The organism is Paenibacillus sp. S-38 (assembly GCF_049942825.1).
Classification (GTDB): Bacteria; Bacillota; Bacilli; order Paenibacillales; family NBRC-103111; genus Paenibacillus_G.
The window spans coordinates 3,065,516-3,080,304 of sequence record NZ_CP187970.1; the positions used below are offsets into that span (position 1 = coordinate 3,065,516).

A 14,789-nucleotide genomic window follows, 5' to 3' on the forward strand; every position below is an offset into this window, starting at 1 on the left:
TGCCAGCCGTTTACTTTTCCATCTTGTAACCAATGCCCCACACCACCTTCAAATATTCGGGTTCCCTCGGATTGATCTCGATCTTCTCGCGGATGCGCCGTACATGGACGGCCACCGTATTCTCGGCCTGGAAGTACGGCTCCTTCCATACCTTCTCGTAGATCTCCTCAATGGAGAAGACCCGTCCTTTGTGCAGCATGAGCAGCTCGAGGATCTTGTACTCCGTCGCGGTCAGCCGCACTTCCTCGCCCTCCACGGACACGGTCTTCGACGCTTGGTTGAGCACAAGGCCGCGGACACGGATCTCATTCTCCTGCGCCTGGTAGCTGCCGAAGAGAGTATACCGCCGCAGCTGCGACTTCACCCGGGCGACGAGCTCCATCGGATTGAACGGCTTCGTGAGGTAATCGTCCGCTCCGACATTGAGTCCGAGAATTTTGTCCGTATCCTCGGACTTGGCGGAGAGCATGAGGATCGGGATGCTGCGCTGCTCCCGGATGCGGTGCGTAGTCTTGATTCCGTCGAGCATCGGCATCATGACATCGAGGATGAGCAGATGAATGTCTTCTTCCTCGAGAATGCGCAGCGCTTCAAGGCCATTCGATGCCTTGAGCACGTTCATATGCTCGGTCCTCAGATAGATTTCGATCGCTTCGGCAATCTCGGGCTCGTCGTCGGCTACCAGCACATTATAGGTTTGCATAGGGGGGTTCTACCTGCCTTATTTCATGGAATGGATGTACCGCATTTGCTTCGTCTCCGCTTTTCCGGGAAGGAAGAGGGACAGTAGTGAGCTTACCAGAAGGGAATGACAACACACTCTACAAATCTCTTACAAATTTCTTAAGTATATCAAGAATACGGAGAGGGCGGCCACAAAAATGGAACTTCCATGGTAAAATAGCGTATGAAACCAAATAAAAGGTAAAATATGTAACAATTCTATGATAAGATAGGAGAGACGGAGATAGAAAATAGAGAAAAAACAAAAACCGTGGTATCCTGGTTGCTGTGCGCTACGGCCTTGGGTTATGGCGTCATTCATCCGCAGCTGGAATGCAACTTTTGGCTGAAGCTTCTTATCTTTGCCGGCGTCTTCATGGCCGACGGCTTTCTGAATGGCGAGGATAACAAACGCTACGGCACGCTCGCCTTTTACGGGCTCGGGCTCATCATCGGATATACATACAAGTGGCTCGCGTAGATGCCCTGATTTTTGCCCGCAGCACAGCTTGCAAGCGCGTTTGGATAACACGTGGGAACGCCATTAAGATTTTAGCGACGACATGGTACAGCCACCGGAACAAGTAAGCAGGCAGTACTGGCTATGGGCTGGTGTGGATTTAAGGGTTTGTATGCAGTTAGGTATTAGGTAAAAAAAACGTGCATTCATCGCTGTTAGTCCGTATTTTTGTTTGCCGGGTTTTACCTGCCAGCGAGGAGATATCTTTTTGAAAGCGACCTTTATGCGAAGCATAACGGAGCACAAAAAGATATGCCCGAGCACTTAACGGAGCACAAAAAGATATGCCCGAGCGGCTAAGGAAGGGATCAATCGTGAACAAAAAAATACACATACTCCTGTTGGCCGGAGTCATCGGCATGGGCTCCTGGGTCGGACTCGCGACCGGGAGTGCTGTGAGCGAAACCAACAAGGAAGCCGCCGTTAAAGAGGCGATCGGGGAAGCGGTAAAGCGCGCGGAAGCCGAGGGAGGAGAGGTGCGGATTCGGAATTATACGCCTTTCGAGTGGGACCTGCTGTATGTGTTCCCGCCTTACACGGGTCCTCAGCAGATCAACGAGCGTATAGGGTATCACTGGACCGACAGCTTTCTCTCGAATGACGAGGAGACGAGCATTCTGGTGTTTACACGGCAGGGAAAAGTGGTCGAGCACTGGAGCTACTCAGGCCTGAGCCTCGGAAACAGCTTGTACGAGGAGCCCATGACGCCGGATGAGGCGGTAGTCAAGCCGGCAGCCGTGAAGCCCAATTGACAGGCGGCCTTCCCCCATGGCATCATGAGACGCAAGAAGGGCGGAGGGAGGGCGGAAGACCATATGAAAAAAGCGCTCCAGGCGCCGGTCCGGTTCTACCGCCGGTTTATTTCGCCGCTGAAGCCGCCGACCTGCCGGTTCTACCCGACCTGCTCGGAATACGCGCTCGAAGCGCTGGAGAAGCACGGGGCGGCCCGCGGCAGCTGGCTGACCGTCAAGCGGATCTGCAAGTGCCACCCGTTCCATCCGGGAGGCGTGGATCACGTCCCTTGACAGGCGCAGGGGATTTTCGCTATATTTGGCATAACAGTCCCGTGAACGGATAAGTACTTCAGGCAGAAGCCACAGCAGAGAGCCGGGTTAGGTGAGAGCCGGTTGGCGGAGCGGAAGGAAAATGGTCCGGGAGGATATGTCGGTGAGCCGCGCCAAGCATGGCGGGTGAGCTTTCATCGTAGGTCCGGCGTTAACGGACGGCCGGCAGCAGCCCGGCCGCTGAGCCCTGCGCACATCTTACCGAAGTGTGCCTCGTTGCAGGGGAAGTTGGGTGGTACCGCGTGAGCACAAGCTCTCGTCCCAAAGGGATGAGGGCTTTTTTGTTTTTCCATGACCAAGGAGGTTGTTGTCCATGTCGACACCGCAGTCCCAGAAACCAAGCTTCTATCTTACTACGCCGATTTATTATCCGAGCGACAAGCTCCATATCGGCCACGCTTATTCCACCACGGCCGGCGATGTGATGGCCCGCTACAAGCGGCTTCGCGGCTTCGATGTCCGCTACCTGACCGGCACGGACGAGCACGGGCAGAAGATCGAACGCAAGGCTCAGGAAGCCGGCAAAACGCCACAGGAATTCGTCGACGGCATCGTGGTAGGCATCAAGGAGCTGTGGAAAAAGCTCGATATCACGTACGACGACTTCATCCGTACGACCGAGCCGCGGCACAAGCAGGCGGTTGAGAAGATTTTTACGAAGCTGAAGGAGCAGGACGACATCTATCTCGGCCACTATGAAGGCTGGTACTGTACGCCGTGCGAATCCTTCTTCCTCGAGAACAAGCTCGACAACGGCAACTGTCCCGACTGCGGGCGCCCGGTGGAGTGGGTGAAGGAAGAGAGCTACTTCTTCCGCCTGAGTAAGTATGCGGACCGGCTCGTGAAGCACTACGAGGAGCATCCGGAATTCCTGACGCCGGAAGCGCGCCGCAACGAGATGATCAACAACTTCATCAAGCCGGGCCTCGAGGATCTCGCGGTATCCCGGACGACATTCGACTGGGGCATCAAGGTGCCCGGCGATCCGAAGCATGTCATCTACGTATGGATCGACGCCCTGTCCAACTACATTACGGCACTTGGCTACGGCAGCGATGACGACAGCCTGTACCGGAAGTACTGGCCGGCGGACGTCCACCTCATGGCCAAGGAAATCGTCCGCTTCCACTCCATCATCTGGCCGTGCATGCTGATGGCGCTGGACATTCCGCTGCCGAAGCGGGTCATCGGCCACGGTTGGATCCTGATGAAGGACGGCAAGATGTCCAAATCCAAAGGCAACGTCGTCGACCCGGTTACGCTGATCGACCGCTACGGCCTGGATGCGCTGCGCTACTTCCTGATGAGGGATGTTCCGTTCGGCTCCGACGGCACCTTCACGCCGGAGAGCTTCGTGGAGCGCGTGAACTACGACCTCGCGAATGACCTCGGCAACCTGCTGAGCCGCACCGTGGCGATGATCGAGAAGTACTTCGGCGGTGAAGTGCAGCCGTACATCGAAGGGGCCACCGAGTTCGACAAGGACCTGCTCGAGACGATCCGCGCCTCTGTGGCGAAGGTCGAAGAGAGCATGGAGAACATGGAGTTCTCCGTCGCCCTGTCGGCGGTATGGCAGTCGATCTCACGCACGAACAAGTACATCGACGAGACCGCGCCATGGGTGCTCGCCAAGGACGAGAACAAGCGAGCGACGCTCGGCTCCGTGCTGTACGTGCTCGCCGAATCGCTGCGGATCTCCTCGGTGCTCCTGCAGCCGTTCCTGACGCAGGCGCCGAAGAAGATCTGGGCGCAGCTCGGCATCGCGGAAGGGGAGCTGACGGCATGGGATACCGTCCACGCGTTCAGCACGCTGCCATCCGGCACCCGCGTGACGAAGGGCGAAGCGATCTTCCCGCGCCTCGAGGCCGACGTCGAGATCGCGTACATTGCCGCTTCGATGACGGGCGGCACGCCTTCGTCAGAAACCGAAGCCGCGGCACCTGCTGCCGAAGGCAGTCAGGCGGCTCCAGCTGCACCAGCTGCAACGGATGCGGAGGAAGTAGAGCACCTGCCGGAAATCTCCATCGACGATTTCTTCAAGGTGGAGCTCCGCGTAGCCCAGGTCATCGCCGCCGAGCCGGTGAAGAAGGCCGACAAGCTGCTGAAGCTGCAGCTCGATCTCGGCGATGAACAGCGCCAGGTCGTCTCCGGCATCGCGAAGTTCTACACCCCCGAGCAGATGGTCGGACGCAAGGTCATCTGCGTCACGAACCTGAAGCCGGTGAAGCTGCGCGGCGAGCTGTCGCAGGGGATGATCCTTGCGGCTTCCAAGGGCGACCAGCTGACGCTGGCGACGGTTGCCGAAGACCTGCCGAACGGCGCGATCGTGAAATAACGAATTCGGATCAATAAGGGATGTTCACGTGAACAGTCCTGTGGTAAAATAATGACTGTTCACGTTAACACTACCAAATCCGTAAGGATTTCATGGGAGGCCGATTCTCATATGTCGAAGCACGACGGAATGAACTACGCGCCGAAGGGGAAACCGAATCCGGTGGTGTCGCAGGGCGAGTTCGCGTTTGCCGCGGTGGCGCTGGACCACGGGCATATCTACGGGATGGCGAACGGGCTGATCGAAGCGGGGGCCGACCTCGTGGCGGTCTACGATCCGGATCCGAAGAAAGTGGAAGCCTTCCGGCAGAAGTTCCCGCAGGCGCGGGCAGCCGCTTCCGAGGAGGAGATCCTGAGCGATCCGTCGATCAAGCTGGTCGCGGCCGCCGCTGTGCCATCCGAGCGCTGTGCCCTCGGGCTTCGCGTCATGGACGCCGGCAAGGACTACTTCACGGACAAAACGCCGTTCACCACGCTGGCCCAGCTGGAAGCCGCGCGCGCGAAGGTCAAAGAGACCGGTCGTAAGTACGCGGTCTACTACAGCGAACGGCTGCATGTCGAAAGCGCCATCTACGCGGGCCAGCTCGTGGAGCAGGGCGCGATCGGGCGCGTGGTTCAGGTGATGGGCTGGGGGCCGCACCGGCTCAATGCCCCGTCCCGTCCGCAGTGGTTCTTCGAGCATGAGAAGTACGGCGGCATCCTTTGCGATATCGGGAGCCACCAGATCGAGCAGTTCCTGTTCTATACCGGAGCCAAGGACGGCACGGTAACCAGCTCGCGGGTGGCGAACTACAACAACAAGCAGTATCCGGAACTCGAGGATTTCGGCGATGCGATGCTCGTCGGCGACAATGGGGCGACCTTCTACTTCCGCGTCGACTGGCTGACGCCGGACGGCCTCAGCACCTGGGGCGACGGCCGCACGATTATCCTCGGTACGGATGGTTACATCGAGCTGCGCAAGTATGTGGACATCGCCCGCGACGAACAGGGCGGCCATGTGTACCTGGTCAACCAGGAAGGCGAGCACCACTTCAGCGTCAACGGGCAGGTAGGCTACCCGTACTTCGGCCAGCTCATCCTTGACTGCATCCACCGCACCGAGAATGCGATGACGCAGGAGCATGCGTTCAAGGCGGCGGAACTGTGCCTCCGGGCGCAGGAGCAGGCCGTGCGTATCGAGTAGTGAACCTCCCCGTACTCTGCGGCGTGTCAACGCGGTGGATATGAATTAAGCAGCCAAAAGCATCTCTCCAAGTCAGGAATTTCTGGCCTGGAGGGATGCTTTTTTTGCTTGAGATGTCGTCTTTCTCCCTGCGTTCGAATGGTGACAGATCTTGTCCCCATTCCATGGTAGATTAACGATAGCACTGCACTAACCAAGCGATGGTACAAACGAGGGAGAACCAGATGAAACCTTATTTTCCGGCCAGAGGCCAGCATGGGGTAAGATTTGTTTATGAAGCGGGGGAGCACGTCCGCAGCGTCGCCGTAGCGGGAACCTTTAACAGCTGGGATGCGGCCAAGCATAGGATGCAGCGAAAGGAAAACCATACCTGGGAGCTTGAACTGAAGCTGCCGGAAGGAAGACATTTATACAAGATCGTGGTGAATGATTCGGAATGGATCCTCGATCCGCTGAACCCGAATGTATCGGAGGACGGACAACATAATTCTTCCATCACTGTAACGGAGCAGGGGGATGTTCTAATCCGAACGACCGGCATTTCGGAGCAAACACCCGGTTTCCTCTATGAAGGATTTCACGCATTGGACAGTCCCGAATGGATCCGAAAGGCTGTGATTTATCAGCTGCATATCGGCGCCTTTACGGAAGGCGGGTTCAAGGGGCTGGCCGGCAAACTGGATTACCTGCACCAGCTTGGGGTCAATACGCTGTGGATCATGCCTTTCCAAGAGATTGGCCTGGAGAAAAGAATCGGAAGCTTCGGCGATCCCTATGCCGTGAGGGATTATTATTCCATAGACAGCGGGTTTGGAACACCCGACGAGCTGCAGGCGCTCATCGCCAAGACACATGAGTATGGCATGAGGGTGATCATGGATTGGGTGATGAACCGCGGCAGTGTGGATCACATCCTGACCCGGAGCCACCCGGACTATTTTACGCGCAGAGAGAACGGTGAATTGTACTATGAGGTTCCGAACCGGGACTATTTTGCGGGATTGAATTTCGATAATGAAGAGATGAGAGCTTATATTATAGAAGCCATGACCTATTGGGTCACCCGGTTTGAGTTCGACGGCTTCCGATTGGACGACTCCGATATCACTCCGATGGATTTCCTGGCGCAGATCCGGCAGGCGCTGTTGAAAGTGAAAGCGGACATCGCACTGATCTCCCAATCCTACGATGAGTATCATCACCTGGAATGCTGCGATTTGACTTATGACGGCAGCCTGAGGCTGACGATCAAAGACTTGGCCGAACGGAAGATCACACGGGATGAGTTCGTCCGGATCTATCATTCCTAATAAGTACAGCTTTCCGAAAGGCGCTTTGCGGATGCGGTGGCTGGAGGAGAAGGAGCAGTCCCGGATGCGGGCCTACGCCGGAGAACCGTTGACCAAGCCCGCAGCGTCCATTCTGCTGACGGTGGAAGGCGTGCCTGCGATCATGATGGGCCAGGAGTTTAACGAGCGCACGCTGGATACCTGGACTTCCCTGTTTCACGAGTACCGACTGGACTGGAACTTGTTTGATGAGGAGCTGTGCGCTCACTATAAGGCTCTGATTCACCTGAGAACCTCGTATGCGGCATTATGGGACGGGGAGCTGGAGTTTGTCGGCAATTCGGAGGATTCGGTGCTCTCCTATATAAGAAGGAGCGGGAGTGAGGAGTTCCTGATCGTCGTCAATGTATCCGAAGAGCCCCTGGGAATCTGGTTTGATGATCGAAGGGTTGCCGATACTTTAGCAGAGGCAAATCATCGTTTGATCTATTCATCCGGTCAAGGCGGTGGTGGAGGCACCTCTCCCGGGACGCATGATCTCTTGATCCATGGATGGGAGACACAGATTTATCAGAGGACCCATAGGCTGTCCAAAAGTTAGAAAAGGCACCCGCACAGGGTGTTTTTCGTTGTTCGAGAAAAAGAGGTTCCAGGGGAAGGGGGGCAGCTCCTCTTTATAGTAATTTCTACATTTACCATTGACAAGCCGGAAGGGTGGCCGTATAATCTGTTTTGTTCTAATAAAAATTTTTACGATTTACATACAAAGGAGTGCAATCATTATGTTCCGTTTCTTCTTATCCCGGAGGTTCCGCTTCCCGCGGCTGCGCCGGTCGTTCCTGCCGCTTGCCCTGATTGCGGTCCTGGCGGTGGTGTCGGCCTGCGGCAAGCCGCAGGCGGCGCTCGTCAATGACAAGATCAATGTCGTAACGAGCTTCTATCCGCTGTACGACTTCGCCTCGAAGATCGGCGGCGCGCACGTCAATGCCATCAATGTGGTGCCGGCTGGAGTCGAGCCCCACGACTGGTCCCCGAAGAGCCGTGATATCCAGAATATCAAGAATTCGCAGGTGTTCGTGTACCTTGGGGCGGGCTTCGAAGGCTGGGTCAACGATACGCTGGAGAGCCTCAAGTCCGATTCGAAGTCGCTTGTCGTGGAAGCCGGAAAAGGCGTAGCGCTTATCGAAGGCACAGGTGTTGCTCACGAGCATGAGACGGAGCATAAGGATGAAGCCGGCCACGAAGAAGAGGAGCACAACGAGCATGCGGTCGATCCGCACCTCTGGCTCTCTCCCGTCAATGCGAAGAAGATCGCCGAGAATATCAAGAATGCTCTCGTGCAGGCGGATACCGCACACCAGGCCGACTATGAAGCGAACTTCACCAAGCTTGCGGCGGATCTGGATGCGCTGCACCTCGAGTTCCAGACGAAGCTCTCCACGGTTCCGAAGAAGGAGATCGTTGTCACGCACCAATCCTTCGGCTACCTGGCCAAGGAGTACGGACTGACCCAGAAGCCGATCATGGGCCTTGCGCCGGATGCCGAGCCGACCTCGAAGGACCTGCAGGGCATTCTCCAATTCATAAAAGACAACGATGTGAAATATATATTCTTTGAGGAGCTTGTCTCCGACAAGCTGGCCAAGACGCTGGCCCAGGATGCGGGCGTGCAGACAGCCGTGCTTAATCCGCTGGAAGGACTGACGGAAGATCAGATCAAGGCCGGTGACGATTATGTGAAGGTCATGAAGAATAATTTGAATTCTTTAGTAAAAGCATTACAATAAGAGAGACCGCAATTACAGAACGGCCGTCACCCGCTTCTTCTGCAAGCGGAAGGGAGCGGATGGCCGCATGAACCCTGGAGGAGCCATACACCATGCAGCAAACCGCTCATTCCGGATGTCATCGGGAGATCGTATCGATCGATGACGTCTTTTTTTCTTATGAACACAAAACCGTCATTAACGGGCTGAACTTCAAGGTGCTCGAGCGGGACTTCGTCGGCCTGATCGGCTCGAACGGAGCAGGCAAGACGACGCTCCTGCGGATGATCGTCGGCCTCTTGAAGCCGACCCGCGGCGAGATCCGCCTGTTCGGGGAGCCGCTCTCGACCTTCCGGGATTGGGAGCGGATCGGCTATGTGCCGCAGAAGAATTCCCTGAACCCCCTGTTCCCGGCAACGGTGCGGGAGGTCGTAACGTCGGGCCTTTACGGCAAAAAGAACATGTTCCGCCGCCTGTCGAAGGCGCAGCTGTCGAAGGCCGATGACGCGCTCTACGCCATGCGCATCGAGGATTTGGCCGACCGCCGCATCGGCCAGCTGTCGGGCGGCCAGCAGCAGCGGGTGTTCCTGGCCCGCGCGCTGATCAACAACCCCGAGCTGCTCATTCTCGATGAGCCGACGGTCGGGATCGACGCCGAGACGCAGGCGGGCTTCTTCCGCATGATCCGGCACATGCACCAGCATCATCACATTACGTTCATGATGGTTTCGCACGATATGGACATGGTCCAGTCGTACCTCGGCGAGGAAGCCATCCAGCGGAGCGGGTCGCTCTCCTTCTATGTGAAGCATACCCATTCGCCGGAGGACTGCAGGGAAACGGATCTGACGCATTCGATGCAGCAGTTAAGAGAGTCCATGGAAGTGCTGACGTAGATAGGAGAGGCTGCAGGTTGGATATTTTTCAAGAGTACTTTTTTCAAAGGGCGCTGATCGGCGGATTGCTAATCGGCTTGACCGCTCCGCTTATGGGCGTGTTTCTCGTTCTGCGAAGGCTGTCGATGATCGGGGACACGCTGGCGCATGTCTCGATTGCGGGCGTCGCGCTGGGTTTTCTGATCAACGTGTATCCGATCGGAGTCGGGCTCGTGTTTGCCCTGCTGGCTTCCTTCGGAATTGAGAAGCTGCGCAAAGCGTACAAGTCGTATGCGGAGCTGTCCATAGCCATTATCATGTCCGGAGGCGTGGCCCTGGCCACCCTGCTGTTCACACTGGGCAAAGGCTTCAACATTAACGTGATGAGCTATTTCTTCGGGAGCATCTATACGCTGGACCGCACGGATCTATGGGTTGTCGGCGGAGTGGCGGTGCTCGTATCCGCTTTCGTCGCGTTCAATTACAAGGAGATGTTCCTGCTCTTCTTCGATGAGGAAGCGGCCGGGGTCAGCGGGCTGCCGCTGCGGTTCTACAACATCATGATCACGATGATGACGGCGCTTGTCATCTCCGTATCGATCAAGATCGTCGGCGCGCTGCTCGTATCCTCGCTGCTGACGATCCCAGTCGCCTGCTCGCTGCTCGTCGCCCGAAGCTTCAAGTGGTCCGTCTTCTGGGCGATCCTGTTCTCCGAGCTGGCCGTGTCGCTAGGACTGATCTCCGCCGGGCTGTGGGATCTGCCCCCGGGTGCGACCGTCGTGCTTATGCTGATCGGCGTATTGGTGATTCTGCTCGCTTTCAAGCGGGGATGGCGCACATAACCGTGCCCTCCCTGAATACATACCTTGCATCCCGCGCTTATGTCATACCGCCTATGTAATGCCGCCGGCAAGAAAGGGGTCGAAGTCTCATCATGGAACTTAACATCTGGATCGCGCTGTGGGCCGGGTTCATCTCGTTCATCTCACCGTGCTGCCTGCCATTGTATCCGTCTTATTTGTCGTATATTACCGGTGTCTCGGTGGGCCGGTTGAAGAGCGAGGAGGGCTCCGGCGAAATCCGGTTGAAGCTCATCACCCATACCTTGTGCTTCATCCTCGGCTTCTCCGTCGTCTTCTACACGATGGGACTGGGAGCCAGCGCGGTAGCGTCGCTGTTCGACGATCAGCGCGATCTTCTGAGACAGCTGTCCGCCATTCTCATCTTCGTCATGGCCTTGTTCCTTCTGGGGATCTTTCAGCCCCAGTGGCTGATGAAAGAACGCAAGCTGCAGCTGAAAGCAAAGCCGGCCGGATATCTCGGTTCGCTGCTGGTCGGCATCGGCTTCGCGGCGGGCTGGTCCCCCTGTATCGGGCCGATCCTCTCGGCCATGCTGTCCTTGGCCGCGACGCAGCCGGACTCCTGGCTCCCGCTGATCTCTGCGTACTCACTCGGCTTTGCGATTCCGTTCTTCGTGCTGGCTTTCTTCATCGGGTCGACGAAGTGGATTCTGAAGTACAGCTCGCTCATGATGAAAATCGGCGGCGGCGTCATGCTGCTCATGGCGGTCCTGCTTTATACGGACCAAATGACGCGCATCACCATATGGCTGCAGCGTATCACGCCAAGCTGGATAGGATAAAACAAAGCGGCCCCACGGACCGCTTTTTCCATTCCACTGCGCTGTTACGTAAAATACTCGATCTTCGACTCCGGGAAGTTCTCAAAGATCCGCTCCGTAATAAATTCGCGCAGGGCGTTCGCCTGCTCATCGGGATAGACGTACTTGCCCTGTCCCCAGCGCCCCCACTTGTACTTGCGCTTTTCTTCGTCCATCTCGAGCTTTGTTTTCGGATAACGCTGCTGAATAATGGTTTTGGCCGTCTTCGTGAACCGGTGCTGGATCAGCTCGAAGGTCAGATCGGCGGTGGCTTCGGGCGGCAGGGTTTCTTTCAGCTTCGTCAGCAGCTCGGCGTACCCGTCCTCCCAGCCTTCATGCCAGATGATCGGCGCGATGATGAAGCCGAGGGGATAGCCGGCTTTGGCTACTTTGCCTGCCGCTTCAATCCGCTCATGGAACGACGAGGTTGACGGCTCAAAGTTTTTGATGACATAGTCGGCATTCACGCTGAACCGGAACCGGGTATGCCCGTTGTGCTTGGCATCGAGCAGAGGGTCCACATGATGAAACTTCGTTACGAAACGAAGCCGGGCTAGCGGCTGCTGTCCCATGAACTCGATATATTCCTTCAGCGAGCCGCTGATGTGCTCAAGCCCCACCGGATCGGACGTACAGGCCGCTTCGAAACGGGTGATCTCAGGGGCCCTTTCGTCAATGTACCCTTGGGCGGCTTTCAGGATATCGTCCGTGTTCACATAGACACGGATATAGGGTTTGGCGCCGAGCGTCGTCTGCAGGTAGCAGTAATGGCAGTGGGCCATGCAGCCCGTCGCGATCGGAATCGCGTATTCGGCCGATGGTTTCGACGTATCGAACTTGAGCGTCTTGCGGATGCCGACGACAAGCGTGCGCTTGGCGATACGGTATTTCTCGAGATCGCTCTCCCCGGGCAGATTCGTGATCCGGTTGTGCGACGGGGTGATGCGGATCGGCAGACCTTCTTTTTGGGCCCACTCGTGAATTCTCTGGCCTTTGGGGTATTCCAGCGCATTCGGCTCGAAGTACACGAGCTCCGGTACGAATACCTGGGTACCGCGGACCGGGGGTGCAAGCAGCTCGGTGGTCATCGCTTTTCCTCCCTGCGGGCAAGGTTGGTGGGGCGGTGGTGCGGACTTGCGAAGTGGAAGAAGCCTATGATATAGTAAAGAACGCTTAAGATGACCTTAGGATGTGCCGCTGGTGCGCTTCCGAACCGAGGGAAAGCATGGGGGCAGCCCCCGATTCTTGGCACTTTCCTAACGCTCAGACGAATGAACGAACCTTCCGGGGCCCATGCTCCGCCGGTTCGCGAAACACAGGAGGAACGCGCATGGCTACGCCGAGTATGGAAGATTACTTAGAGAAGATTTACAAATTGATTGACGAAAAAGGCTACGCCCGCGTATCCGATATTGCGGAAGGACTGGAGGTTCATCCTTCTTCCGTGACCAAGATGATCCAGAAGCTCGACAAGGATAACTATCTGATCTATGAGAAGTACCGTGGACTTGTACTTACCTCCAAGGGCCAGAAGGTCGGCAAGCGTCTGGTGGACAGGCATCAGCTGCTTGAGGAGTTCCTGACGCTGATCGGCGTCTCCGAGGAGAACATATACAAAGATGTCGAAGGCATCGAGCATCATCTCAGCTGGGACTCCATTACCTGCATCGAAATGCTGCTCGAGTATTTCAAGCAGGATCCTTCCCGCGGCGAGGCGCTGCTGCAGATTAAGAAGGAAATTGAAGAAAACCCCAACTAGAGCTTTTCGAATACGTCTCCCTTGAAGAACCAGAACATCCGGCCCTGCGCCGGGTGTTTTTTATTGTTCCGGCTTGTGCCGCACGGCCGCATAACGTCCAGGCATTCCCGCATACATAGATGATAAGATGGTGACTGCCGCGGCAGTGGGGGAGTGGAGCGGAATGAAGATTAACGCGGTATTCGAAGGCGGCGGGGTCAAAGGGATCGGGTTGGCCGGGGCGGTAGCCGCCGTAGAAGGGCTGGGGTATGGATTCAACCAGGTGGCCGGCACCTCATCCGGTTCGATCGTGGCTTCCCTGGTGGCCGCAGGATACCGGGCCCAGGAGCTGAAAGAAGTTATTGAAGCGACGCCGTTCCGCTCCTTCCTGCACCGGGCTCCCGTGTTCAATACGAAGTGGGTCGGTCCGCTCGCCCGGCTGTTCATTAAGCGGGGGCTGTATTCCGGCGAGCGGCTGGAGCACTGGATCTACCAGCTCTTGCTGGCCAAAGGAATCCGCACCTTCGGCGATCTCGAGAAGGATCAGCTGCGGATTATCGCTTCGGATATTTCCGGCCGCAGGCTGCTGGTCCTCCCGGACGACATCGCCCATTACGGTTTTGATCCCCGGCGCTTCCTTGTAGCGAAGGCGGTCCGGATGAGCAGCGCCATTCCGTATTTCTTCGATCCGGTCATCATCCGCAAGAAGGCCGCAGCCCGTCAGCCCGGCGAAGGGTTTAACGATGGATTCGTATTCATTGTCGACGGGGCGCTGCTGAGCAACTTTCCGCTGTGGATCTTCGACCGGATGGAAGCCTCGGCAGCCGCAACACGTCAGATCATACCGACGATTGGCTTTCAGCTCGTCGGCCGCGGAGCGGGGACGCCGAACCGCATCCGGGGACCGGTGTCGATGATGCGGGCCTTATTCTCGACCATGCTCGATGCGCATGACGAGAGGTATATCCAGGAGCAGAACCGCTTCCGGACGGTCAAGATTCCCACGCTTGGCGTGTCGGTTACGGACTTCGACCTGACTTCCCGCCAAAGCCAGGAGCTGTACGAATCCGGACACCGGGCGGCCATGTCTTTCTTTCAGAAGTGGAAGCTCGAGGAATACAAGCAGCACTGGACGAAGTTTCATCCAAGAATGGATTCACCGGAAGGAGCGGGGAAGCTGTACATGGAAGAGAAGCCGCAGACGATTCTGCGTGTGTAGCGTCGGAGCAGGGAACAGCCTGGTTGATGCTGTCCTTCCCATATAGAAACCGAAAGAGCCGGGCGGCGCCGCCCGGCTCTTTCGGTTTGCTGTATCCGTTGCTTTTTAGTTACGCCTGGCCTTTAATGATATCTGGGCGGTTCGTCGCCGTCGGATTTGCTTCCCTGGATTACCCGGAACTTGGCGTTCTTCCGCTTGGGTCCCTTAGCGGATCGGGAGGAGGTGCTGCGTTTCATTCCCCAGCGGTTCGGAGGAAACTTATAGAGCAGGAAGATCCCGCCGAAGACGATCAGGGGAACGAGGATATCCCCGGGGTTCGACAGCAGGTTCACCAGTATGCCGATACCGATGAGCCCAAAAACGATGTAAGCCGCTGTGTTGCCGCGATTTCTCATGAACTGACCTCCCTGCGAGA

16 protein-coding genes are annotated in these 14,789 nt (G+C 56.8%); 13 read left to right on the plus strand and 3 right to left on the minus strand.

Annotated elements, in window-relative coordinates; all coding sequences use genetic code 11:
• Positions 1-10: 10 nt before the first annotated feature.
• On the minus strand, positions 11-703 hold the full coding sequence (locus ACP26L_RS14005) for a response regulator transcription factor (protein WP_426453343.1): 693 nt from the start codon (positions 701-703) through the stop codon (positions 11-13).
• Between the two features lie 291 nt (positions 704-994).
• On the opposite strand from ACP26L_RS14005, the gene ACP26L_RS14010 reads away from it, so the two are divergent.
• From ACP26L_RS14010 to ACP26L_RS14060, 11 genes are all read left to right on the plus strand, one after another.
• Complete coding sequence (locus ACP26L_RS14010) at positions 995-1,204, plus strand: hypothetical protein (RefSeq protein ID WP_426453345.1); 210 nt, start codon at positions 995-997, stop codon at positions 1,202-1,204.
• Between the two features lie 353 nt (positions 1,205-1,557).
• Positions 1,558-1,995 carry a hypothetical protein gene (locus ACP26L_RS14015; protein WP_426453347.1) on the plus strand — a complete coding sequence of 146 codons (438 nt, stop codon included), beginning with the start codon at positions 1,558-1,560 and terminating at the stop codon, positions 1,993-1,995.
• A gap of 63 nt (positions 1,996-2,058) precedes the next feature.
• The gene (gene yidD, locus ACP26L_RS14020) at positions 2,059-2,268 is read left to right on the plus strand and encodes a membrane protein insertion efficiency factor YidD (protein WP_014369977.1); all 210 of its coding nucleotides are present in this window, start codon (positions 2,059-2,061) and stop codon (positions 2,266-2,268) included.
• A 352-nt stretch (positions 2,269-2,620) separates the two neighbouring features.
• Positions 2,621-4,642: a methionine--tRNA ligase gene (gene metG, locus ACP26L_RS14025; protein ID WP_426453349.1), complete on the plus strand. Its 2,022-nt coding sequence runs from the start codon at positions 2,621-2,623 to the stop codon at positions 4,640-4,642.
• Between the two features lie 111 nt (positions 4,643-4,753).
• Positions 4,754-5,827 (plus strand): Gfo/Idh/MocA family protein, encoded by a 1,074-nt coding sequence (locus ACP26L_RS14030; RefSeq protein ID WP_426453351.1) that lies wholly within the window; start codon positions 4,754-4,756, stop codon positions 5,825-5,827.
• Positions 5,828-6,051: 224 nt separating this feature from the next.
• Positions 6,052-7,137, plus strand: coding sequence for an alpha-amylase family glycosyl hydrolase (locus tag ACP26L_RS14035; protein WP_426453352.1), 1,086 nt, complete (start codon positions 6,052-6,054; stop codon positions 7,135-7,137).
• A gap of 31 nt (positions 7,138-7,168) precedes the next feature.
• Entirely contained in the window at positions 7,169-7,717 is a 549-nt protein-coding gene (locus ACP26L_RS14040; protein ID WP_426453354.1) for a hypothetical protein, read from the plus strand.
• 181 nt (positions 7,718-7,898) lie between these two features.
• A complete protein-coding gene (locus ACP26L_RS14045; protein WP_426453355.1) occupies positions 7,899-8,903 on the plus strand; it encodes a metal ABC transporter solute-binding protein, Zn/Mn family in 1,005 nt (334 codons plus the stop codon).
• 92 nt (positions 8,904-8,995) lie between these two features.
• Positions 8,996-9,778 carry a metal ABC transporter ATP-binding protein gene (locus ACP26L_RS14050; protein ID WP_426453357.1) on the plus strand — a complete coding sequence of 261 codons (783 nt, stop codon included), beginning with the start codon at positions 8,996-8,998 and terminating at the stop codon, positions 9,776-9,778.
• A 17-nt stretch (positions 9,779-9,795) separates the two neighbouring features.
• Positions 9,796-10,599: a metal ABC transporter permease gene (locus ACP26L_RS14055; RefSeq protein ID WP_426453358.1), complete on the plus strand. Its 804-nt coding sequence runs from the start codon at positions 9,796-9,798 to the stop codon at positions 10,597-10,599.
• A gap of 92 nt (positions 10,600-10,691) precedes the next feature.
• Positions 10,692-11,399, plus strand: coding sequence for a cytochrome c biogenesis CcdA family protein (locus ACP26L_RS14060; RefSeq protein ID WP_426453360.1), 708 nt, complete (start codon positions 10,692-10,694; stop codon positions 11,397-11,399).
• Between the two features lie 44 nt (positions 11,400-11,443).
• Here the strand turns inward: ACP26L_RS14060 and splB are convergent, their stop codons facing one another.
• Complete coding sequence (splB, locus tag ACP26L_RS14065) at positions 11,444-12,505, minus strand: spore photoproduct lyase (protein ID WP_426453362.1); 1,062 nt, start codon at positions 12,503-12,505, stop codon at positions 11,444-11,446.
• 242 nt (positions 12,506-12,747) lie between these two features.
• Here splB and mntR point away from each other — a divergent pair, with 242 nt between their 5' ends.
• The gene (mntR, locus tag ACP26L_RS14070; RefSeq protein ID WP_426453364.1) at positions 12,748-13,176 is read left to right on the plus strand and encodes a transcriptional regulator MntR; all 429 of its coding nucleotides are present in this window, start codon (positions 12,748-12,750) and stop codon (positions 13,174-13,176) included.
• 163 nt (positions 13,177-13,339) lie between these two features.
• Positions 13,340-14,374: a patatin-like phospholipase family protein gene (locus ACP26L_RS14075; protein WP_426453366.1), complete on the plus strand. Its 1,035-nt coding sequence runs from the start codon at positions 13,340-13,342 to the stop codon at positions 14,372-14,374.
• A 122-nt stretch (positions 14,375-14,496) separates the two neighbouring features.
• Here the strand turns inward: ACP26L_RS14075 and ACP26L_RS14080 are convergent, their stop codons facing one another.
• Complete coding sequence (locus tag ACP26L_RS14080; RefSeq protein WP_426453368.1) at positions 14,497-14,769, minus strand: hypothetical protein; 273 nt, start codon at positions 14,767-14,769, stop codon at positions 14,497-14,499.
• Positions 14,770-14,789: the final 20 nt, after the last annotated feature.